The 23279-nt window shown below is 41.3% G+C and carries 20 protein-coding genes and 1 pseudogene; 13 read left to right on the top strand and 8 right to left on the bottom strand.

Going from position 1 to position 23279, the window contains the following annotated elements; all coding sequences use genetic code 11:
• Positions 1–85: 85 nt before the first annotated feature.
• From traL to KXJ80_RS00640, 5 genes are read left to right on the top strand one after another with little or no spacing between them, the layout of a single operon-like run.
• Positions 86–385: a type IV conjugative transfer system protein TraL gene (traL, locus tag KXJ80_RS22450; protein WP_370686225.1), complete on the top strand. Its 300-nt coding sequence runs from the start codon at positions 86–88 to the stop codon at positions 383–385.
• The gene (locus KXJ80_RS00655) at positions 382–1077 is read left to right on the top strand and encodes a TraE/TraK family type IV conjugative transfer system protein (RefSeq protein ID WP_218679027.1); all 696 of its coding nucleotides are present in this window, start codon (positions 382–384) and stop codon (positions 1075–1077) included. Before traL ends, KXJ80_RS00655 begins: the two co-directional genes overlap by 4 nt.
• Complete coding sequence (locus KXJ80_RS00650) at positions 1061–2161, top strand: type-F conjugative transfer system secretin TraK (protein WP_218679026.1); 1101 nt, start codon at positions 1061–1063, stop codon at positions 2159–2161. Before KXJ80_RS00655 ends, KXJ80_RS00650 begins: the two co-directional genes overlap by 17 nt.
• Positions 2161–3489 carry a TraB/VirB10 family protein gene (locus tag KXJ80_RS00645; protein ID WP_218679025.1) on the top strand — a complete coding sequence of 443 codons (1329 nt, stop codon included), beginning with the start codon at positions 2161–2163 and terminating at the stop codon, positions 3487–3489. Before KXJ80_RS00650 ends, KXJ80_RS00645 begins: the two co-directional genes overlap by 1 nt.
• A gap of 1 nt (position 3490) precedes the next feature.
• The gene (locus KXJ80_RS00640; RefSeq protein WP_259474339.1) at positions 3491–3991 is read left to right on the top strand and encodes a hypothetical protein; all 501 of its coding nucleotides are present in this window, start codon (positions 3491–3493) and stop codon (positions 3989–3991) included.
• A gap of 37 nt (positions 3992–4028) precedes the next feature.
• Here the strand turns inward: KXJ80_RS00640 and KXJ80_RS00635 are convergent, their stop codons facing one another.
• Entirely contained in the window at positions 4029–4313 is a 285-nt protein-coding gene (locus KXJ80_RS00635; RefSeq protein ID WP_218679022.1) for a hypothetical protein, read from the bottom strand.
• 167 nt (positions 4314–4480) lie between these two features.
• On the opposite strand from KXJ80_RS00635, the gene KXJ80_RS00630 reads away from it, so the two are divergent.
• Genes KXJ80_RS00630 through KXJ80_RS00615 form a run of 4 tightly spaced genes read left to right on the top strand, consistent with a single transcriptional unit; the run spans position 4481 to position 9427 of the window.
• Positions 4481–5203 carry a thioredoxin fold domain-containing protein gene (locus KXJ80_RS00630; RefSeq protein WP_259474338.1) on the top strand — a complete coding sequence of 241 codons (723 nt, stop codon included), beginning with the start codon at positions 4481–4483 and terminating at the stop codon, positions 5201–5203.
• On the top strand, positions 5200–6063 hold the full coding sequence (locus tag KXJ80_RS00625) for a hypothetical protein (RefSeq protein ID WP_259474337.1): 864 nt from the start codon (positions 5200–5202) through the stop codon (positions 6061–6063). Before KXJ80_RS00630 ends, KXJ80_RS00625 begins: the two co-directional genes overlap by 4 nt.
• A complete protein-coding gene (locus KXJ80_RS00620) occupies positions 6060–6830 on the top strand; it encodes a TraV family lipoprotein (protein ID WP_259474336.1) in 771 nt (256 codons plus the stop codon). Before KXJ80_RS00625 ends, KXJ80_RS00620 begins: the two co-directional genes overlap by 4 nt.
• On the top strand, positions 6827–9427 hold the full coding sequence (locus tag KXJ80_RS00615) for a TraC family protein (protein ID WP_259474335.1): 2601 nt from the start codon (positions 6827–6829) through the stop codon (positions 9425–9427). The genes KXJ80_RS00620 and KXJ80_RS00615 overlap by 4 nt, the downstream gene beginning before the upstream one ends.
• 169 nt (positions 9428–9596) lie before the next feature.
• Here KXJ80_RS00615 and KXJ80_RS00610 read toward each other — a convergent pair whose 3' ends face one another.
• Entirely contained in the window at positions 9597–9827 is a 231-nt protein-coding gene (locus KXJ80_RS00610) for a hypothetical protein (protein WP_218679014.1), read from the bottom strand.
• Between the two features lie 375 nt (positions 9828–10202).
• On the opposite strand from KXJ80_RS00610, the gene KXJ80_RS00605 reads away from it, so the two are divergent.
• The 3 genes and pseudogenes from KXJ80_RS00605 to tnpC form a co-directional block, all read left to right on the top strand.
• The gene (locus KXJ80_RS00605) at positions 10203–11309 is read left to right on the top strand and encodes a hypothetical protein (RefSeq protein WP_069455526.1); all 1107 of its coding nucleotides are present in this window, start codon (positions 10203–10205) and stop codon (positions 11307–11309) included.
• Positions 11306–12298 (top strand): AAA family ATPase, encoded by a 993-nt coding sequence (locus KXJ80_RS00600; RefSeq protein WP_259474334.1) that lies wholly within the window; start codon positions 11306–11308, stop codon positions 12296–12298. The genes KXJ80_RS00605 and KXJ80_RS00600 overlap by 4 nt, the downstream gene beginning before the upstream one ends.
• Positions 12299–12635: 337 nt before the next feature.
• Positions 12636–13555 (top strand): annotated as a pseudogene (gene tnpC / locus KXJ80_RS00595) (IS66 family transposase); the annotation flags it as partial.
• Between the two features lie 172 nt (positions 13556–13727).
• Here tnpC and KXJ80_RS00590 read toward each other — a convergent pair.
• The 6 genes from KXJ80_RS00590 to KXJ80_RS00565 form a co-directional block, all read right to left on the bottom strand.
• Positions 13728–13946, bottom strand: a complete 219-nt coding sequence (locus KXJ80_RS00590) for a hypothetical protein (protein ID WP_259474333.1) — start codon at positions 13944–13946, stop codon at positions 13728–13730.
• Positions 13947–14391: 445 nt separating this feature from the next.
• Positions 14392–14634 carry a hypothetical protein gene (locus KXJ80_RS00585; protein WP_259474332.1) on the bottom strand — a complete coding sequence of 81 codons (243 nt, stop codon included), beginning with the start codon at positions 14632–14634 and terminating at the stop codon, positions 14392–14394.
• 10 nt (positions 14635–14644) lie between these two features.
• Positions 14645–14890, bottom strand: coding sequence for a hypothetical protein (locus KXJ80_RS00580; protein WP_259474331.1), 246 nt, complete (start codon positions 14888–14890; stop codon positions 14645–14647).
• Between the two features lie 71 nt (positions 14891–14961).
• Positions 14962–16152 carry a hypothetical protein gene (locus KXJ80_RS00575; protein ID WP_069455520.1) on the bottom strand — a complete coding sequence of 397 codons (1191 nt, stop codon included), beginning with the start codon at positions 16150–16152 and terminating at the stop codon, positions 14962–14964.
• A 204-nt stretch (positions 16153–16356) separates the two neighbouring features.
• Positions 16357–16812 (bottom strand): hypothetical protein, encoded by a 456-nt coding sequence (locus KXJ80_RS00570; protein WP_069455519.1) that lies wholly within the window; start codon positions 16810–16812, stop codon positions 16357–16359.
• A gap of 11 nt (positions 16813–16823) precedes the next feature.
• A complete protein-coding gene (locus KXJ80_RS00565) occupies positions 16824–21827 on the bottom strand; it encodes a helicase-like domain-containing protein (RefSeq protein ID WP_069455518.1) in 5004 nt (1667 codons plus the stop codon).
• A gap of 261 nt (positions 21828–22088) precedes the next feature.
• Between KXJ80_RS00565 and KXJ80_RS00560 the strand changes: the two genes are divergently transcribed.
• Positions 22089–23183, top strand: coding sequence for a DNA-binding protein (locus KXJ80_RS00560; RefSeq protein ID WP_259474418.1), 1095 nt, complete (start codon positions 22089–22091; stop codon positions 23181–23183).
• Positions 23184–23279 lie beyond the last annotated feature (96 nt).

Here is a 23279-nt window from a genome sequence, read left to right as displayed (position 1 = left end):
TGTTTCAGCGACGAATATTAACGCTGAATCAAACAACCTACCTCTTATTGAATGTCAAAATACATTTCAAATCCCCTACTAACACATGGGCCAACTTGATATGAGCACTTATCGAATTCCGTTTCGAGTAAACAAACCATTATTGGTTTTGTTCTTTACTCTTGATCAATTCATACCTATCGCGATTGCGCTCGCACTAGGTTACACATTCAGAGCCGTTTTTGAGGCATCCATCTTCGCGATCATGTATTTCAAAATCACGAGTTACTTTAGTGAAAATCACCCGAGAGGTTATGTAGAACACGTGCTTTGGTATTGGGGAGTCATGCCACTGAAACTAGGCTTCACCGTGCCTGATCCACTTAAAAGAGAGTTTATAAAATGAAATTAATGATGGGTAATGCAGAAGAAATCCGAAAGTCTATTGGCGACGCAATTTCGACAAGAAATGTTAGCTTGCTTAGTAACCTGATTTTGAGCATTGCGTTGCTAATTATTGCTATTAGGTTCGCCACCTTTGAGCCTGGGGCTGTGGTATTACCTAATGTACCGATCACCGAAGTTATAGAAGTTAAAGGGGATTGGGCCAATGCATCATTCAAAAAAGGACACGCAACGGCATTTGCGGAATTGATCGGAAATATCAGCAAGACAAACATCAATTTTGTGAAAGAGAGGTTCCTTGCCAGTTCGACACCTTATTTACGCGAACAATTCCAAGAAGAGATAGATCGTCAAGTATCGATTATTAACGCCAGAAAACTGAAGCAACGCTTTGTTATAGAAGACATTTATTTCGACGAATATCAAGATGTTGTTTGGATATGGGGTTCAAGAGAAATAACACTGCCAGGGCAAGCCCCGATGACTAAAACATGGACGTATGAATTCAGAATTGGGGTCGCAAGCGGTATGCCAAAAATTTCTTACTTCAAACAATATCCGGGCAAACCGAATACCCGTCAACGTACCGTACCATCTGAAGACACTATCCCAGAGCTGACCTCAGATATGCGAGAAGGGCTTATAGAATCAGGTTCACAAGTTAAGGAAGTTCCAAATGAAACAAATAAATAAGTGCTTAAATTTGTCTTTACTGTTCTGTGCAATGATTAGCCACACGGTTTTAGCTGTGCCAGAGAGTGACCCGGTAAATGAGTTTGTTCTTCCCGTCAACACATCTAATGAACGCTTACCTCCAGAACGCGTCGAAAATAAGAGTTCTAGCCCTGTATCATTCATTTTTGATTCTCTTAAATCGGCAGTACCAGATGAAAGTCCATCGTCACAGACAGGGGCCAAAACAGACTTATATGGACGTCCGATACAATCTGGCACAGAAGGAGGTTTTGCTTACCAATTGCAAGCGCAATACAAGCCAGTTCAAAACTACCATCTGAAACCAGGAGAAAATATTGCTGTGGCGGTTGCAGCAGGACTAATGAACCGCATTAAGACCAATTTTTCCATGGTAGCAATTCGCACTTCCGATGAAGAATCCATCATTGAGGCATCAAATGGTTATATTTATATTACAACCAATTCAATGGTTCCAGTGGGGATAATGGTGTATGAAGAAGGTTTGCCAGAAACCGCTATATCGTTGGTGCTACAGCCAGACAATAACCCGCCAGCCATGGTCAATGTGGATGTTGATTTAACCGCAGATCAGCAGAATCAAATCGCAGAAAGAGAGCGTGAAAGAGAGCGCCTAAAGAAGATTGATGAATTATCCAGTGTTAAGGAAGAACATCTAAACACAGCTTCTCACATCACAAGATTAAAGTCGGTGTTGTTGCCTATCGCTCAAAACGGCATTCCATCCGGGTTCACCGAGTCGACAGAAGTACCTTCAACATTAGTAAAACCATGTTCTGTGGCCATAAGGCAAAAGACAGCACAGCGTTATGCAGGCTCAAGAGAATATATCGATGTCGTTGTTATGTATAACCATACTTCTTACGCCTATCAAATCAAAGAAGAACAATGTCTAAGCCGAGATACGTTAGCCGTGGCGTTTATTGACCAATCGATATTACAGCCCGGAGAGTCAACTGAGGTGTATATCGTAAGAGACAAGCTTTACATAGAAAAAAATGAGAAAAACAACCGTCGTAGGCAGATAAGTGCTGAAGAACTTGGTTTAACGGGAGGAGAATAATGTCCAAGATAATTGTTAAAGAGTTTTGGCAAGACCCCAAAAAGCGACAAATAGTGATATGGGCAGTGGTTCTTTGCGCACTGTATTTTTTAGTGCCTTTGTTTTTCAGCCAAACCAAAAAGCCAGTTGTGAACAATGAAAAAGACAACGGCACCGAGCTATTCTCTGTTGCAGAAGTTTCTCAAATGGAAGAGAAAAAAACAAAGGAGATGTTCGATCAATTAGCCGCTGACTCTCAAAACCGTGAATTGGCGGCATTCGCGCAGGAAAATAGACTAAAAGATCGTGAAAAAAAGATAGAACTGGAGCTGTTCAAGTTCCGAAATGAAATTAACCAGCAAAAAACATTAATTGATCAACTTAAAAACGAATTGGCCAGCAACAAGAATGTGCAATCTGCTGGTACACAAGCTGGTGGAGATGGGACCATAATCCGTCATGATCAAAAAGGGAATGTATCCCAAATAGTTGAGCGGCCTCAAACACAAATAATAACGAGACAGCCAATTATCAAAGGTAATATTTTACGTACAGTCACCCAAGGAAAAGTGCGCTCTGTAAAGGAAACAGGTCATATCGAAGAGCAAGATGTCAAGTTAGTCACCGTCACAGAAAACTCGCAGACAGTTAACAACAATGCCCAAAGTGCAGCAGTGGTAGATAAAGGTAGTAAAAAAGAAGCGGAAGAGATTTCTTCTTGGTTGTCTGCGGGTTCAATACTCACAGGTACGTTGCTTAATGGTGTTGATGCCCCGACATCGGGAGGTCAACAAAGCAAAATGCCTATGCCAATCTTAATCAGAGTTAAGCATGACGCTCTCATGCCCAACAACTACACGCTTGATATTCGAGAATGTTTCGTCATTGGGACCGCGGTTGGCGATCTTGCGACGGCTAGAGCTTTCATACGCGCAGAAACATTGTCTTGTATCACTGAGGACAGCAAAGCTATTGAGGTACCGTTGACCGCTTATGCTGTAGGTAGAGACGGTAAGAACGGAATAGATGGCAAGTTAGTGACCAAATCTGGCGGGTTAATGGGTAATGCAATGGCTGCAGGATTCTTATCAGGGTTATCTAAAGCCGCGGCGCCGCAATCGATCAATGTGCTGAATACCAATCCTGGGGATGAATCTATCTTCCAAAAAACCGACTGGGCAAGCATGGGCCAATCAGCGGCACTAAATGGTGCCAGCACTTCATTTGATATGATAGCAAAATATTATTTAGAACTGGTTGATGCTTCATGGCCCGTTGTTGAAGTGTTGGGTGGTCGTGAGGTGGATTTTATCGTTCAACGTGGTATTGCACTTAAAATTGGGAAATAGCATGAATAACACAGATCCAGAATCGACCACTGAACGCCGTAAAGTAACAGAAAAACAATCAGACTTTTACAGTGTTGCTCTTTTCGTCATGTTGATTGGCGGTATTTTCATTATTTTGAATATCGTCGATTACAAAATCAAACCACTGCATGATGAAATCGCTCAGTTAAGAAGTGAAATAGCGCAACAGCCCACGATAAAGGTCATCAACACAAGAGATCTTGCGGGGCATTTTTCGATGTCAGGATACGACACTGTAACGCAGCTAGAGTATATGGATATTCTCAAAATTTTACTTGAGAAAAGTAATATCGTGGCAGTCAACGAAGATGCTCTTCTATTTAAAAGCCAAAGTAATAATATGAAAATTAATGATATAGCCGATCTCAGGGCGCATCTTCAGCAATTGAATATCCAAAACCCTAGAATTGTTAACGAAGAACAGTACAAACAGCGCGAACAACAACAGCGCGAACTTTTGGAACGCTTAACGGGACAATAATCAGAAGATAAGGCCGAGATGAACACCGGCCTTTTTATTACACAGCTAAGTCATCGTTTAATGTAAGTGCCAACTGGAGCAAAACCAACTTGTCGACTTGCAACTGGATAGGAGAACGATTTAGTACGTAGAGATTATTACATCTAGATAAGTATTCCTTTATTTTATGTTTAAGCTCTTTTTGTGTCCGCGTGGCCCCAACAAAGCGTCTGAAAGCGGATAAATTAACAAAGTAAATCTGCAACACTTTTTGGTACGAATTGGTCGATATTAGACTCGGATCTTCTACCACTGTTACATCCATTTCTTCGCCTTTATTCATTACCACCTCTCTATCTGAATAATAATCGAGTCTTTACGATGGAAGGAGATTTTCTCACACACAAAAGCCCCAAAAATTTGGTTCAGCGACGAAAATCGTTCCTGAATCAAAAAACCGTGAAGTTTTCATGAGTGATAATGCCCCAACTTAATTAACGAGGGGCTGAAATGAAAATATCAAACGTTAAGATACTGGCAACCGTGATAAGCATGGCCATAACCGCACCATCATTTGCGACCAATGTAGCCAAAGATGAGGTAAAAGCAAAATTCGAAAACCTGCTGCCGTTTAAAGTCAGCAAAGTAACAGACTCCCCTCTTGCTGATTTTTACCAAATTGAGTCAGAAAAAGGGATTTTCTATGCTTCTAACGATGGCAAATACATTTTCTCGGGCTCACTTCACAAATTTTCAGATGGATTAATGAATTTGACGGCGATTAGGCAGCGAGAACTTGCTAACGAGCAAATGGCGGTACTCCAAGGTGATCTAATCTTATTCCCTGCTAAAAGTGAAAAATATCGTGTGACAGTCTTTACCGATCCAACATGCGGCTATTGTCGCAAGTTCCATTCAGAAATACAGCAATACAATGAACTGGGCATCACCATCGCTTATGCGGCGTTCCCTCGAGGTGGTGTCAAATCAGAAATGGCCACTCTCCTAAGAAATGTCTGGTGCTCAGAAAACCAAGCAGAAGCATTGACGAAATCCAAAAATGACATCCAGGTTGTGGCCAAAGCCTGCACTGATCCTGTAGATAAGATGTATCACTTAGGGGAGTCTTTAGGCATCAGTGGCACCCCTTCCATCATTTTACCCAATGGTGAAATGCTGCCCGGATACCAACCTCCCCAACAATTACTTCAAACATTGGAGAATGCAGGATGAGATGGATCACTGGAATAGCTTTAGCTTTGACAATCAATAGCCCGATAACAATGGCATTAGATCTCGAAGAAGCTGCCAAGATGAAAGACTCTCAAACCTCGGTAGAGACAAGTTTTTCTGACGAAGTAAAAAAAATGATGAGCGAATTGGGCGATGTTGAAGTTGTGCGAATGATGCCAATTAAAAACGTAATGCTTATACAGCTCAAAGGTAAGCCCCCAATGTTTATCTCTTCCAATGGTCGATTCCTTATTGATGGGGAAATTAAAGACTTATGGAACATGACCCCCATAAAAACGGCTAAACAAGCAGATGATACGTGGCTACTTAAGTTAGATTCATTTGCTAACGGCACACTTATGAATCAAATGGCGGTCATCCCATTTGGTAACCCAAACATAGCAAAACAAGCCAGAGTGTTCGTTAGTCCGACATCAAAAGAATCCCAAGAATTTTTAAGCAACCTCGACCCGTTTAAAGTCAATCTTGATTTAATCATCATGCCGCACGACAAAGCCTCTATCAATTCAGCGATGAAAGCTTGGTGTGGATACTCAACAACGGACAGTATTCAAGTGCTCACTACCGGGAGTGTTGAGGGTGTTGGACAACGAGAATGTTCAGAAGAAGACTTGAAAAAAGTCATGACCCCAATGCTCATGGCCATGTACTTGGACATCAATAAAGTACCCTATTTCGTCCGTACAGATGGGCGTCGTTACGCTGGTATTCCAGAAAAACAACAGGAATGGCTAGAAAACAAACCAAAAGAACCCGCTGTAACGGAAAAACAACCACCCACAGTTACCAGCAATTCTACAACACAGCCTACACCCAATGCTGAGGAAATCTTTCAATGAGAAATTTAGCCATCATAGTTCCATTCGCGTTAAGCATTCTAAGCTCTGGCTGTTCATTACAGGTTGGAGAAGATGAATTTTCATGTCCTAACGACTCAAAAGGCGCGGCTTGTTCATCTGCTCGACAAATACATGACCTAACCAATGACAGGTCAAACCTTGAGGGGCTCAATGTCTCTATGGGTAAAATTCAAAAACCAGTAGAAGAAAAAGAAGTTGAAGCAAACGCAGCTATGACAGATGGAAATGATGACTTCCTTTCTGACAATCCTGTTAAACCAAATATAAATGCTGAAACCAATCAAACTGATTCATTAGATAAAGGTCGTGCAACAAACGAAGTCTATGAGCCTTTATCGCATCTTCGCCATGACACAATGCCAGAAGCCGAATTAATCCCTGAGCCCCTTAATAGAACGTTCGGCGCGGTTACTGGCGTCCAAGATGAACATGGACAACTCATGGTACAAAGACAATCCCCGATGGCATTAGCACCAGAGCCATTAGCCGTTATACAACAACCTAAAACAATGCGGATATTGGTTGCTGCATGGACAGACTCAGACGGTGATCTTCACATGCCGGGCTTCGTTTATGTCGAAGTTGCACCAAAGAAATGGTTGGTAGGTGAGCAAGCCAATGACCGCCCAGGCCGCATAGTCCCACTACAAATCCAGCAGGTTACCCAAGAAGAAGAACGACGCCAGGCCCACACAAAACAGGGCTCAAGTAGTTTAGGCGTAACAGAAAAACAAGGAATTAAATGATGAGTGTTTTTTCTAGTTACTTCAATAAAATCCGCCAACTTTCAAATTATGACAAAATTGACGAAATGTTTGGTTTTATAGGTTATGAAACCGATTATTTCATAATGGAAGGCGGCGGAATGGCCGTGGTCTTTTGCTGCCAGCCTACTCCGGGTTGCAATGAAGAGCTAAAAAACACTTGGGATGCCATTTATAAAAAGGACTTCCCGACAGACACTACTATTCAAACTCAATTGGTTGCTTTGCCGGACATAGGGTATTTCATTAGCCAATATGAACTAACACGCGGCAATCGAATGATGGGCAATGACAATGAACTGACCACATCGATGGCGGAGTCATTGGCTCAAGATTTGGAAAACAAAGTATTCAAAGACATGCACAACGGTGGGCGCCTTAGAGATTTTGAGTTTTGGGTGACGATTAGAGTGCCTACATCTGAATTACTCGCAAACGATCGTGAAGAAAAACGCTTTAGAGCTTTGATCCTTGACTTAGAAGAAAGCTTAAAGGGTGTTGGTTTTGGACCTAGAAAGTTACAACCGTCAGACTTGTTATGGCGTCTACAAGCATTATTCAATTCATCCAAAAATGCGCTTTGGCGAAATATCAATGCGAAGCCTAATGCAAGCCAGTCAATGTCAGAGCAGATTATCGAAAACGGCAACATCATTCACTTCACGCCTAATGGGATCGTGACCGGTAAGCCAAAGGATGTGAATAGTGAGGGGAAAATAATCTTTGAAGAAGATAACCAAACTCACATAAAAATTATGTCTTTAACCTCTTTGCCAGATGAAATTTACTACGGGCAAATGTTTGATTTAGTGGGTGACTGGCAGACAGGCTCCGTTTCTCACGGTGATCCATTTATGATATCTACCCTCATTCATTATCCAGAACAAGGCAAAGCCAAGAGTGATATAGGAACGGGACGAAAATGGTTACTTGGACAAGCCAAAGGCAAAATCCTTGAATGGTTCCATGGCCTTGCTGATCAGAAAAGAGATTACGACCAGCTTTGGACAGAAATAGACCAACGCGCGGCTAAGGTTGTTAACTCAGGTACTCATGTCATCGTATTTTCGGGCTCTGAAGAGAGAAGCGAACGCTCCGTTGCAAAAATGAAGCGCTACTTTGATGGCAAACGAATAACGTTTACGAAAGAATCGGTGCTGACAGGGCCACTGTTTCTGCAAAACATACCTTGCATGATGGACAAGGGATACGCCAACTTTAGACGCCATTCAATTTATTCATCGGAAGCATTAGTATTCCTAACTCCCCACATGAGTAATTGGAAGGGCAACACAAACCTCCCTATTGTTCCGTTAGCCACCCGAAATGGGCAGATCTTCTTTTGGGATTTATTTAAAACCGACGGTGGGTACAATTTCTTACTGAGTGCGGCAACGGGTTCTGGCAAATCAGTGTTGGTGAACTACATCGTAAACTGCTATCTCAATTCTGGAGTCAAAACAGGCGGGTCATTGCGCCGGTTACCGCATCAAAAGGGATATGAGATAGAGGAATTTGATGACGGTGCTCAGGTGTTCATTCTTGATAGCGGTCGCTCATATCAGAACCTCGCGGAAATGTTCGTTGATAGCCAATTTATATCTTTTGATAGCAATTTCAAATTCTCTCTTAATCCGTTTCCCTCAATACACGAATGGACAGGTGATGACGGGCAAGGCCCAATGATCTTAACCATGTTTAAGGCAATGGCTGCACCGAAGCTTGGCGTGTCTGAAGTACAACGTGCCGAGATGATGACAATGCTCACGGATATGTGGAATGAGCTAGGTCAAAAATCCACTGTGACTATTTTTGTTGAGCGCTGTTTGCAGCATCCAGAGGATTACATGCGGCAAATAGGTAAACAGTTAAAGATTTTCGCTGAAGGTGGCGTGTATGGACATCTGTTTTCAGACCAACGCCCCGCTATTAACTTTGACGGTCGGCTGGTGGTTGTTGAGCTAGAAGAATTACAGAGCGATTTGCATCTGCAGCTCGTTGTAATCTTGGGGATCATTAATCAAATCCAACACAAAATATTCCAAGGCGGTACTGCTCGCAAGAGTCTCTTCTTGCTCGAGGAAGCTTGGCAATGGATGGCCGGCGATAAGGACGGCGACAAAGGAGCTCTTATTGAATTCGTTGGGGAATTCTTACAGGCAGCATTCCGTAAGTTCCGTAAAGTAAGGGCATCTGGTGGGGTCATTACACAGAACCTTTTGGACGCAACAAATAATGCTGTTGGACAAGCAATTTTGGCGAACACGGATTGGAAATTGTTCCTGGGTCAAGATCCATCATCCGTAGACAAAATCAAGAATACTAAGTCATTCACAGCGACGGACGCACAGTTCAACCAAATGAAATCAGTCCATACAAAGAAAGGCGCTTATTCAGAAATCATGATCTTTCACAAGCAGATGAGTGAGATTTGTCGTTTAGAACTCGAACCTGAAACCTTAATGATTTTCTCTACCGACGCCGACGACCGCGAGTTAATGAAGAAATACCGGGCACAGGGCAATGGCGTAAAAGAAGCCGCTAGATTATCGGTTATTGAGAAAATGAGAGTTGTCTAAATGAGAAATACATGAATGCGTTTATATCAGCTGGGTTTGAGATAGGTGTGATCCGAAGTTGCATATATCGTCGTTGTATCACTATTAATTGATCGAGAGTTGCATATGTAGGGGCTGATTCTGAGATTTTTGATCATAAGTTGTATGTAATAGTTGCGGCTGCGATGAGCTAATTGATCAGTAATTGCATATAGCCTAGCAATGGAACAGAGAAACTGATCAGGAGTTGCATATAGCCTAGCAATGGAACAGAGAAACTGATCAGGAGTTGCATATAGCCTAGCAATGGAGCAGAGAAACTGATCAGGAGTTGCATATAGCCTAGCAATGGAGCAGAGAAACTGATCAGGAGTTGCATATAGCCTAGCAATGGAACAGAGAAACTGATCAGAAGTTGCATATATTCCCCCAAATACTCCCAAAATTGATCGGAAGTTGCATATATGGGTATAGCTCCTAAAATTTTTGATCAGGAGTAGTATATAAATTTTGGGTTTGATCAGGAGTAGTATTAATTTAGAAGGACGCGATAAAGAAATGACAACAAAAAGATGAGGATATTTTTGCCGTAAGCTAATTAAGTTTTAGCAAATTCATTGATTTACCCAATTATTGTTCAGAAGTTGTATATCACAAGATTGGTGAATAGAAAGGCTGAACTATGCATTTACTCCCCATTTATTGATCATGAGTAGTATATTTTTGATTGAAAGTAGCATATCTTGATCAGAAGTTGCATAAACTGATCGTGAGTAGCATAACAGCAGGACATGACATGAAAGGCCAAGAAAGCGAGGTACTTTATTTTCCCAGTGAAACGTTAGAAAAAGAAGCTGGTGACTCATATGTGAGTTCACGTACTTATGGTTCCTTTTTCATTCCGAGTAAACAAATACCTAAATTGTTAAAAGAAGATTTGTTGAACCATCAAGACCGGACAATCGAAGAGTTACTATTTGGCGAGCGAGCACTAGTTGAACAAACCTTCAAATACCCATACTGGAAAAACAACCCGGAAATCAATTATGACGAGATGCGGGTAAGCTTGTATGGCTCTATCGCATTGACTGATGACCGAAATGTTCTTGATGGGATTATTGCCACCGGGTCGCAATTGTTATCTCCTTCGACTCAATGCGAAATATCACTACGAGATGTTTGTGGCTTCCTGAATATGGATATCGACACACTCAACTCAAGTACTGAGTTCGACCGGCCATTGCTTAACCGGGGCGTATATTTTCATATTAAAGTACCTGATTTACTTAGACATCTTGGATTGAGCACCACAACTAAGAACCGTGTGACAATCCGTAATCGATTGTTGCGTATTTCAAAGATGATGTTTGTGTTGAAATACTTTAACAATGGGACTGAGCTACCTGGGACTAAGCAGAGGAATATCATCTACAGCGATGAACTCCATTTCCTCTTGGACAGCAACTCGTTAAAGAACAAGAATAACATTAGTCCAGATACGTATACCGATATCATCGTCTGTATCAATGACCAATACTTATCAGAGTTGACTAATGATGGTTTTCTGTCTCGTAAACGCCTGATGGACGTATATCCAGACTTCAACAAAATCTACGGTTTATCAGATTTTTTAAAGTTCATTGACTCTCACAAACGTTCCTTCATCAACAAGAAGCGACTAACTTGGTTGATCGATAGCTATTACGATTCAAAACCTCAACCAAGCCTTTCATCGATGAATATTTACCATGTGAAATATAAGTTGTTTGAGGAAGTTAAGAGGCAAAATCAGCAAATTCTTGAGCACTTTGGCTTTACATTATGCAGAGAGAATGTAGTAGATCTCACAAACAGATATAATAATATTGATTACCGATTAGTACAGGAAAGTCCAGATAAATGAGTGAAATAAAACCAGTTTTAATTGATAATCTCAACTCTTGGAGCCAGAAGAACACCAAAGACTTCGTTCTCATGGGCCTGCAGCGCAAATGTATAGGTTTATTGGTGGCGCCTCCAGATACTGGCAAAAGTTACTTCTCTATCAGCTTAGGATATGAGTTGGCGACCACTCTACCTATCATCGGCTTAACTGAACAATCAATATCTCAGAACGTGGTTTATTGGCCATTGGAAGATGGAGTTGCCATCGCTTCAGACCGGATTCAAAAGAGTCTTGACACCTTCTCGGCCGATAATCAAAAGCTGATCGGCGCCCACTTTTTCCTTTATGAAGGTGATACTCCAATTTGTTCATCAAAGCGGTTGATTAACACCCCTGAATATAAGCTTGTAAATGAAGAAAAAAATCGCTTAATTGAAAAGCTTATTCAGGTAAAAGCTGATCTGTTAATCATTGATACTCTTCGTGAGTCTATCGGTTCGGCTGATGAAGTTGAAGATGATTACCAGGTAAAAATGGTATTAGAGGAAATCGCCCATAAAGCCAATTGTGCGATCCTAGCTATCCATCATCCAACTAAGTCAGTTTCCAGAGGTAGTGAAGATGTCAGTACAGTGTCACCATCTGGTTTCTCACTACTTGGTTCCAAAAGTAAGCTTCACCTATACCTGAAAAAAACACATAAAAAGGATATTACGAATCTTGAGTTGATTTTTTCAAAAGCTAATTATATTGACATGGAACTCAGGGCAGTACGTTCTTTGTATTGGGCTGCAAACTCTATGCTTCATGCAAACAATCTAGATCTTGAAAATTGTAAAGCAGTTAAAGCAGTTAAAGCAAAAATTGCTCCCTCAACGTTGGGCACTGTTAAAGTTTCTAATGAACCTAAATCAATTGAAATACCAGCATCTTCTACTGGTGTTGCTAGGCGAATCACGCCAGAATTGGACAAATTAAGATCTAAAGCCTTGACGATCTCTAAGTAGGATCGGTTTGATCCAAATTAGCATATTAATCCCCCTGTTTGATCGCAATAAGCATATGGAATTCCAAATTTTGATCGTAATATGCATATGGTTGATCAAGAATAGCATATAGTTGATCAGGATATGCATAAAATAGGGGTGTTTTGATCGGAATAAGCATATTTTTCCCCTGTCTCTATGATCTTAATGATCTCTAATGATAATTAATGATAACAGTTCAAACTCATAGTTTGCCCTGGGCCAGCGACAAAGAGATCATCCCTAATAGGGATGCTCTCTTTGTCGCCGGCATGAGTCAAGTATTTAAACTTTCTAGTAATTTCACTTTTTATTAAAAAATAACAGCGGTCAGGCAAAAAATGCAATTTTGTATATAACACTACTGGTAAACACTTCAACATTCTTAGCCAGTATAATCAGTCAGCTCAAGCAGCACTTCAGCTGCGGCGCCATCAGTGAAGCCTAGGGGAGAGTCAGTGCCATGCTGACCCCCACCTATCAGGCCATCAAGCATCAGGTGCAGTCAGCATTCCATATCCATGCAGATGAAACTCGTCATCAACGCGGCGGCTAGCGCAGTTGGATGTGGATGGCGCTGAGCAAGATAGGCGTCTGCTTCATGAATGCCTATGGTCGTGAACAAGATGCAGCAAAACACATGCTGGGACGGGCCCCGGAAGGCGTGTGATTACCGACCAGTACGCAGGTTACAAATTCATTGTCTCAAGCCGGCGCCAGCTGTGCTGTTCGCATGTGGCACGCAATGTGGTTGCCATTGGCGATAGTGTTGAGCGAGTCAATCTGCCCATCGGTGCACGGCTGCTATTGCTGGCGGAGACCGTATTCAGGACCGGCACAGATGGGAAAATAAGACACAATACCTGCGCAGCCGTCAAAGCTGGCTGAAACACAGCTGGAGCAAGGCGTGTTATTGTGTTCCAAACGCTATCGAGGACGCTGTCAGTACCTGCTCAATGATGACGCTATGTTGTGTTCATGACGGATGATGATATCGCCTTGACCGACAATGAGGCGGAACGAGCCCTGCGCGGTTACGTGCTGTGGAGCAAGGGGAGCGATGGCGTCTGGTCTCATCGTGGAGAGCAATTTCGGCAACGGTTCCTGTCATTGGTTGAGACTGCCAAACAGCTGGGGCACTGTCCTCAGGTGTGGCTACGCGCCGTAGTACGTGCCTGCATAGAGAAAACGGATTACCCCATTCCGGCAGAATTAGCCGTGTCAACGCCTTGCTGGTGAACAGTTACCAATGGCCAAGGTTAAATTTGATACTCAGTATTAAAGTCTCTTACAATGACGGGTGACTTGCTCACCCCTTTATTACATTCCCATAAGTTCGTCAATTGAACGATGAGGTTTCTTAACACCATAATCATTACCAGTTAAACCATTGTGCTTTCAGCTATTATTTCTAATGCGCGACAGTATTTTCTGTTGGACACATGCCAAGAAGATACGCATAGTGCCAGGCGTCGTAAATGATACGGGCATCTAAGATCACGTCGAATTCTCGATTAAATACTTCGTAAACCACTGCAGAACTAATCTCATTGATTTGCAATTGACGGCTATATCCCCGGACCAAAAAGGCCTTATCTAGTTCAGCCAACGTCTGTCTACTGAAAGTCATTTTCATTTTTCTGAGAATTGACTTTGCAAGCAATGACATTCGAATCTCATATCGAATGTGTTTTTCGATGTTATGTACCGTCGTGGTGTCTAAGAAATATGGCACTAGAAATCTATCCATAGTATTAACTCGAAGATTAACAAAACCCCAATGATTTCGTAAGCAAATCCAGTAAAACATGGGGCTTAAATCGAGCAACGAAGGTGAAAATGAATAAATGAGGATAAAAAGAGATTACAGAACGATATGAGCATACTCGTTAGTATTGGTTCTTGGGTTATTCCTATGTTTAAGCTGGTGCAGGACCTGATTTTTCTTAAATGTTTCCAAGTATTGCCATTGTACGTTCTCATTAACGCAAAAAGGAGCACCGGCATTAATTTCAAGCGTACCAATCCATAATCAAAACAGATAGTTGTGGTTCTATGTATCTGATTTTTCAGAATTAAGCATCGATGGCATTGTCTTCACATGATTGAAGGAATTCAACAGTAATTGGCAGTTGAGTGTAAGAATCGGTGACTGTCCCGTCTGGAGCTACGTCGACAAAAATAACATGGATAATACCAGAAGGTTTTTTAATATGTATTGCTACTGACGAACCCTGATAGCGAGAGTTCAAAGTGTCAATGACATCTCGCGCGGAAATTGGAATAGAATCTTTTCCAAATGATTTTATTTTGTACATAACAATCTTCCTAGAAACTACCACTATCTGGATCAAAATGATGAAGTGGGTCAAATTTATCTTCATGGAAAAGACTTTGTTCTCCATAAAATTGGTTAGAACTTTGCGGTAATTTCTTTGGTGCTGGTTTATCAGATTTACACGCTTTGACGATAGACTTAATTATCAAAATAATGATTAATAATAACGCAAATTTCACGGATGATGTCATGATACCAATGGCGATACACCCAATAAATAATAAAAAACCTTTCATTTTAGACACCTGTTGATTTACCTAAGAACAATAACAGTATCTCATAGTCAATGAATCTCACAACTAACCCTTCAAATCACACCCAATTTTGCGAGTGTTGTTACAGAATATTGGCGAATCTTGGGGCTTAAAAGGCGGCGGCACTCTGCTTCGTGAAACTGATAGAGCAGATGATAACTTAAATCCGCGTAGCCATAATTAAGGCTATCGAGGTATTCATGTAAAGCATCGTTGTCACAAGCGTTTTTTAAATCGGTCGTAGAACAACCAAAGGTTACCGCTAATCGTTTTAGCTCGTTGTAAGAACAATGTGAAACAAAGTCATCTAAGTTGCCTAAAAACTCGGTGAAATCAAACCCAATACCAGACTCTTCAAGATACGGAACTTTAGAACCTGACCACACTGCTTCGATAGCCTTGTCCACGATTGATCTGTGCATGGTGGTCAATATTTTACCCTGCCCTAACAGTTTTCGTAGTCGAGTCGAGTCACATGATAACTCAGTGCCAGGACTTACATATTTTGCATGGTGTACAAGTTGAGATTCTGACGAACCAAGAAAATGTACGCGAATTGGCTGTGTGAGTTTCAAAAAGGAAATAATGTCGCTAGCTGAAAGCGCTTCAGCGTTCGATGGCAAACCAATCACTATTTGATGATGGTATTGAACTGGAATGACCGATAGGGCGAAGTCATGGCACTCTGTCAGCGTTTGGGGGCCATTTTGAAGAGGTATCATAATAGATGCGCCCTTAGCTAACAGCGGCTTAATCTGCTCAATGTATTTCAGCAATAATGACAGTGACTGGGCTTGTTCACCCACGATATCAGGACCCACAAAGATAACCGAAGCCGCATAAATGCATCCATCGATTATTTCTGCGTAATGCTTAAATACACGTTGAAAATCCAGTGTGTTACTTAGCTCATGCTTGATATTATGTTTAAAAACCCTGAACGCACCAGAATCAAGTAGCAGTTGCCCGTTGCGATTAGCATACTCAATCAACAATTCTCGCCCAAATGCAGAGGTATCGAGCATATTGACGCAGATAGGCACATTGGCTTTGATAAGGCCTATAAGATCTGATTTTGAAGATGCACCTGACCGGTACAGATATGAAAGGTTATCATCGTTGATAAGCTTGAACTGTTTCCTATCTGTTTCAATTTTCTGCAACTGCCCTTGCCAATCGTCACTGGCTGGTATTCGCTGAGGCGTTCGAGTTTGGGGCGTAGTGTCAAATAAAGGGTATTGCATGGGCTCGTCACAATTGATTAATTGGACTTTTAGATTATGCGTATCCTCAAAACGGGCTACCGAGTAGTGAACTCTTGCCGCTTGAGGATCTGTGAGAAAGTAAATTATCACAGAAGATTATTGATGAACGGGTAAAAATTTATTGTTATAGAAAAATATTGGAAATGCTCGGCGGGAATACCATTGTCATTAGTCCTATCTCGGTTACTCGTTAAATTGAATAATTTTTTTGCATATACTCGCCTGAACAACATCGAATAAGCGTAAATCTGCCAATGTTGTTCTAAATAATCCATCAATGACATTAGCATTCAGCAAACTAAGATCTTCACGGATAACAGCCAGTGTGTAGCCGTCTTTCTGAATACCGACTATCACGCATTGGGTCAGCTCTGGCCGAATGAACGATATGCGAGCTCTTTCTGGCAAAGGCAAATCCAATTGTTTTTCTATGACAACAGAAACGAAAGGTTCAGATGTAACCGTTTTGATAATAGACAATGCGGTCGAAAGAGATTTGCTTCCGGTGAGCAGCATTTTCTTTGGTTTACCCGCTGTATGTTGGCAAACATAAAACAGACCGTTCCGGCTTAGTAAATCCAAGGTCCAAGTAATAAGGTAGTCTGTTATTTTGGCGCTAAAATGTTGGGTGAATTTCATCTTTAACTACCTTATGCGGCCACATCAATAATGATTTCATCGGTATTTACAATGGTTTCTGGTTCGGTTTCTAAATCGCTTATCAATGATTTCAATTCAATCATGCGTTGTTTGCACTCGATCAGTTGATCTAGTTCTTCAAAAGTAGCGTTAATCGCACTTTCGGCTACTTCTAGTGATGCTTGGTTGTTAGTGACATTCGCTGCAAAACGATCAATATGGCTATCAACTTGAGTTATGAAACTATTTATAGTAACCAACACTTGCTTACCAAGTGATGTAGGTTTGCTTACGTCAAGATTAAAACGATAGTTAGCAGATCCAGTGGCAGAAAGTGTCATGGTGCGACCAACGGTTGTAACGGCGACCTTGAATCCTGCGAACTCGCCTAAATTCACTTTAGAGTCACGATAAAATCCATTATTGATCGAATCTGCAAGCGGTCTAATCATTGTGTTAATTTCAGTCGTAGCCTCTTTGAACGTGTACAAGCAAACATCATGAGCGTTGCGATAGATGAATGATTCTGGTGTTTGTGCCACATGACACCCGCTACATTTATCGAACTGCAAGGCGGTTAGCAATTCTTGGTTACGCGCAAGGTTTGATTGAATGCGTTCAATGTTTAATCTTGCGTCTCGCTGGTTACGGATAAAGGCGTATCTTTGTGCTTCTAAGCGTTGAATGGTCTTTGTGAGAGTGACCATTTCAAGAACAAGCGGTGATCCGCTAGTCTCTGCCTTTAGCTCTGCGAACGTTAATTCAGCAGATGATAAATCAACTGATTCATTACTAACGATAGTTGATGATGAATTAAAGTTGGATATAAATTGCTGTTTGTTTTCAAGAGTTTGGAAAAGAAAGCAGTCAAGGCTATTTCTGGTCGCTATGTAGGTTACATCCAGTGTAAATGTATCGGGATTTGCAAGGTAAAGCTTGTTTCCTTGGCGAATTCCGCGGCCCAAACGCTGAGTTAGGTCTGCGGGGCGATATGGAGCATCGAGGATCGTTATACCGACTAAGCGTTGGTTTACATTTGCGCCGCAACCAAGAGTATTCGTAGACGCAATAATTACTCGAATGATCCCAGCATTTAATTTTGCGTACAGTTCCGCTTTTTGTAGCGGGGATTTGTAGGATTGTGCGTAGGCGATCTCGTTGACCTTCACGCCAGCACTAATCAGACCGTCACGAATATCATCATACACGCAATGACGACCATCTTTGTTAGGAACACCGATATCAAGGAACAATATTTGGGTACCGCTAACATCAGTTGTTGCATGATATTTTTCTGCAGTAATAGCAATAGCGGTTTTTATTTTGTGACCGCTTTCGCTTGTAGAGACTGATTTATCTAGCAAGCGCATATCGATTGAACTTTTCTTGGCATCAGACATAACTAAAAGCATGTTGTCATTATCAATAGGACTAGAGGCAAAATTTTTGGCCCGTTTAACCAATGATTTTGAAAAATCTTCTTGTGTCTGTGTCGCGTCAACGATGATCTGACGCGCTCGCCCTCCTGTTAATGGGGGAATTGAGCTATAAACCTGACCTTTAAAGGACAGTTTAGGCAAGAATTGCGCTAATTCTCTTTCATTAACAGAATCAGCGATAGTAGACCACAGGGCTTGCAATTGAGGCAGGTTATTGAATGTGCGCAAGCGGGTGACAGACTTGAAATCGCCGCTTGGCGATACTTCGAAGTCACTACTGACAGTGGCATAAATAGAGACAAAATCATCAATTGATTCTATGCCTTGTTCTGCTAGTCCTTCCTCGTTGAGATAACGTAAAAACGTGTAAGACTCGAGTAGTGTATTAGAGATCGGCGTACCAGTAGAAAAGATAACGCCAAGACCATTTTCATTGTCACGTTTCAACGATTGTATTTTCAAATACCAGTCGAACGCTCTTTTCGAACCCACAGGATTACCGCAGCCCCTTACATTCGTTAATCTAGTGGATTCATACGCTAGATTTTTGATGTAATGCGCTTCATCCAGAATCAGCAAGTCTACACCTAGGTCACTCATTGATAAGCCTTTCTTGCGGTTATCATTGGCGAGTTCTTCTAATCGCGCTTTTAATTTAGCCTTTTTATTCTCAATGTTTTTAACTGAAAATCGAGCGCCGTTCTCTTTGTTTAGTGAAAATAGTGCTTCTTCTAGCTTGCTGATTTCAGATTCAATTACCATTTGTTCGATGTCTTTATCGACAGGGATAGCAGCAAAAGAACTCTCGGGGCAGATGATGATCTTACTTCCTGTTTTTAAGCGTAACAATGTGGCATTGCGACAAGACGGGCTTAAATCTTCTGGGTCTAAAACCGTGATTTGGTCTTGTGGATAAAGTTGTAAGTATCCCGCTGCAAACTGGCTCGTTAAGTGGTTAGGAACCACTAAAATAGCGCGTTGTTTTAGTCCTAATCTAATGCACTCATGAACGATAGCGCTAATTGTAAAGGTTTTGCCAGCCCCAACCTCGTGAGCGATCAAAAGACGTCCTTCGGTGATAGCACGATAAACGGCATTTAGTTGGTGTTGGCGTAATGTGATAGCCCTATTTGAATCGGGCAGAGTAATGGTGTTACCCGCCGCCGATAATGGCGCATAACGGTTAAATTTTTCGTTGTAAATAGTTGAAAGTTTTTCTTGAATATCATGGCGAGATAATAAGAAGCTATCCCACTCCCCGATAATTTTTTCGCTATTAATCTCATTCTCAAGCGAGGCTTGTTTATCGACAACTCGACGTCCGTTTTCATCTTTAAACGTTATCTGAGTAGGCTTGCCGTTCATAAGGCAAGGAAACAAACGACTAAAGCGAAATGCCGAATTAGAGCCTAAGCGGGTTTCCAGTTGATACGGTATTCCCAATAATTCTACATTCCAGGAACTAGCGGCATAGGCCATGGCTATTTTGGTATGGCTATGGTCTCTTCCATTACATAGAAGCAAAACGAATTCTTGATAGACACTCGCAGGTACCCAATTAGCACCTAGATTGACTTTGATATTTTCAAATGGCACATCAAGCGGAATGACGGTATCTAAGGCTGACTCATAACGGGCTTTAGTATCTGCGTCATAGGGTAACAATGGAATTTGCCTTAACTTGGTTTTTACATCACCGGATAAGTACACATTTTTAGTCACCCACGCTTGAGCATCCCAAAATATTAACTCGCCGTTTGCACGATTAATAAACTCGTTTGCGGTAATACCAAGCAGATTGGCACAATACTGAATATCGAGTTTACCAAATACGTTAGTTGATGCGAGCAACGCATCTTCAATTGAGTCTGCATGAGTAGGCTTCATCCAAGGTGTAAGCACTCTCTGGTTAAAAATTTCGGCTTTTTTTGCAGAAGGACTAATAGCGCTCACCCCTAGCTTTTTAGCGGCTGATTTGGTCAAGCCAGCGTTATAGCTCACTTCTAGAGATAAGAGGTTATAGTTAGTAGGGTCAAGTTTTGCTACTCGTTGATTAGCAGCATCGTGAATAAATCCAAAGGTTTTTACAAATGCATCGTAACGCTGATTAAGTTCGCTTCTTAGGCTATCTAATTCGCTATTAGGGTGATCTGCTTGTTCGGCATCAAGCAGGCTCATTAGTGTGTGTCTTATGCCGCAAAGAGCCGTTAAACGTGCCTTTGCTGTACCTGTGAAATCGGTTATTTGCCAAGTATCATTAGTAAGTTTGTAGATCTCATTGTCTGACCCAATCGCAAATGAGCCCTCTCTTGTTCCGTGAATTTCATTCATTGATGCAGTAACAGATTTAATCGCTTCTTGGGTTGTAAAGAGGGTTTGACCGTTAAAGGTTAGATTGCTAAATAGGTCTGCTACAGCTTGAATGGTTACAGTTTCAAAATCGCTATCACCGATGCAATGCACGTTATTACCCTGAAAATCATTAAGTACCTGCATTTCACCTTTGATTTTCTCAGGGTTTTCTATGAAATATTGATTGATTTGATAATCTTTACCGTTGGCATCTTGCACGTTCACAGCATTTAGCCACGCTGCATTTGTTGACTCGGCCCCTTGTTCAAAAATCAATACGTCAACGGTAGCGTTAGCCCCTGTCGCGACTTCAAACACTTGTTTTGGTAGACGGACAGCAGCTTTCAGGGATGCATATTTTCCGACCAACTCACGGCTTTTAGATTGTTTGGAATCCATGAAAGCGCGAGAAACGATAGCGACCATCCAACCTTTTTTAGCGAGTAAAGAAACTGATTTAGCTAGAAAGTAGTTATGTAGTGACAAGCCGCTTAAGTCTTTGTTGTTACGATCGAATATTGGCGCTTGTCCAAATGGTGGGTTATGAAAAATTAGCGACATAGGTTTATTGAAGTTAGCAGCCTCAAAACCAGTATTTTGAATTCGTGCCGTTGGATAAAGTTTTTCTAAGATGTTGGCCGATATATCGTCTTGCTCAACTAGATTTACATCCATTGAACGGTAAAGGGATTCCGGCATAGTGCGGATTAAACCGCCTACCCCTGCTGAGGTATCTAGAAAAGTCCCAGCTCGAAGTCCTGCGGTTTGCAAACCTTTATAAATAGCAATAGAAAGAAAGTCAGGCGTGTAAAATGATGAAAGTGTTGAAGCTTGAGCCGCGGTCCATTCTTTCGCTGATAGTAAGCCTTTTAGTTGCTGGTGGCGTTTTGTCCATTTTGCATCATTAGGATCGAAAACCTTAGCGCAACCACCCCACCCCACATATTTTGCCATGGAGAGCTGTTCTGCATGGGTAGCTTCGGCGTTTGCCTCTTTTAATGCCTTGAGGGTCTTAATGGCCGCAACGTTTAAGTTATAGCGTGTGACCTCACTAATTTTTGAGACCTGGAAGTGATGAAAAAAATCATTGGCCTGTACCTGAACCCGCAAAGATAGCTTTTTGTTCTGTTGAGTTTGCTTGATAAAGCTGTGTAATGCGTCCTCGTCACCGAAGAAGAACCCAGTTTGCCCGCCTACATACTCAATTGTGCTTACCGCTTCCATCAATCTTACCCTTTTGTTATCGCTTCTAGTCCCTATGAAAACATGACAATAGAAAGCCGCAACAGAGAGGTTTAAGTATGTATTAACGAACAAAATTCAAAAATGTTCGGCAACATTGAATACAATGTCATTATTTTTCAGTAAATTAATTAAATGCAAAAACAATTTTCGTTGTTCGATTTTGTCGAACAACTTTCGTTGAGAATTAGGATTGCTTATCTTATAATCAGAACACATTCAGAATTAGTGCGGGTAAGTGCAATGAACCAACAGATATCAACTGACGAACAATCACAATCTATCCGTGAACAAGTCTTCAAAATTTGCTATCAGCTTCATTCTCAAAGTATTAAGCCCAAGATCCGTACAGTTCTTGATCTGCTTCCAAGTGTCAGCAGCACGTCGACAATTCACAAATATCATAAAGAGTGGCAAGAAGAGCTAAGGGCCAGCAAGGACAAGCTATTTGAGTCATTTGGTTTTAGTACTCAATTTCAAGATGCTTTTTTGACAGAAATTAACCGCTTTCATTCGGAGGCCAAAAATGAGTATGCCGAGAAAATTACTGAATTGACGGAAGGTAGAGACGCTGCAATAGGTAACTTAGAAGCCATTGAGCATGAAAGAAACGTGCAGAAAACTCTCGCTGATAAAAGAGAATCCGAAATTAAAGAGTTGCAAGCTGAAATCCATAATCTGACTCGAGATTTTAAAAATCAGTTAGTACAACAGGAAAATAGTAAGCAGTCCGCAATCGAGAAACTACAGCACCAGCTCCAAGAACAAGAGTATCGACTGAACAATGAAAAGGTGTTGGTGGTTGAACAACTACAACAACAAATATCAGTGTTGGACAGTAACAATAAAGAGCTTCAGGGGGTATGCGAAAATCAACGTACTGAACTGGCTAAGGCGCAATTGAAAAATGAAAGCAATGCTGAATTGGTAAGTGATATTAAAGAAAGGATCAAGGAAATTGAGGAACAGGCCAAGGAACGGGTAGCGAAGCTTGAAAGTGATCTTGCCGCGTTAAGCAAGGATTTCCAAAGAGAAGCTCAGAACTTAGCTGTGGCCAATGAAAAAATTGCTGCCAAAGAAGAAATGTTTGCTGTCACTGTAAAACAATATGAAGCATTGAGTAAAAATGAAGAAAATATGAGATCCATGCTTGTTGAGGCAAATAAGACAAATAAAGATCTCTTAATACAGCTGGAGCGCAGCGAAACAGACGAACAAATTGCTCAAAATGAAGTCAGAAGATTAAGCGAGACATTGGGTGAAATGAAAAATATTATAAAAAATAAAGATCTAATGATTGCAAAGTTAGAAAAGTCTCTGCAAAAAACTCAAGACTAGCTATTCTAATGCCCTATAAGCGCAATAAATAGGAAGCATGTATGAGCATGGATGATATCTTTAAAATGCCCACAATACTGAAAATGGGAGGTTTTT

Source organism: Shewanella xiamenensis (assembly GCF_024971755.1).
Classification (GTDB): domain Bacteria; phylum Pseudomonadota; class Gammaproteobacteria; order Enterobacterales; family Shewanellaceae; genus Shewanella; species Shewanella xiamenensis.
This window is presented reverse-complemented; position numbering and strand designations above follow the sequence as displayed.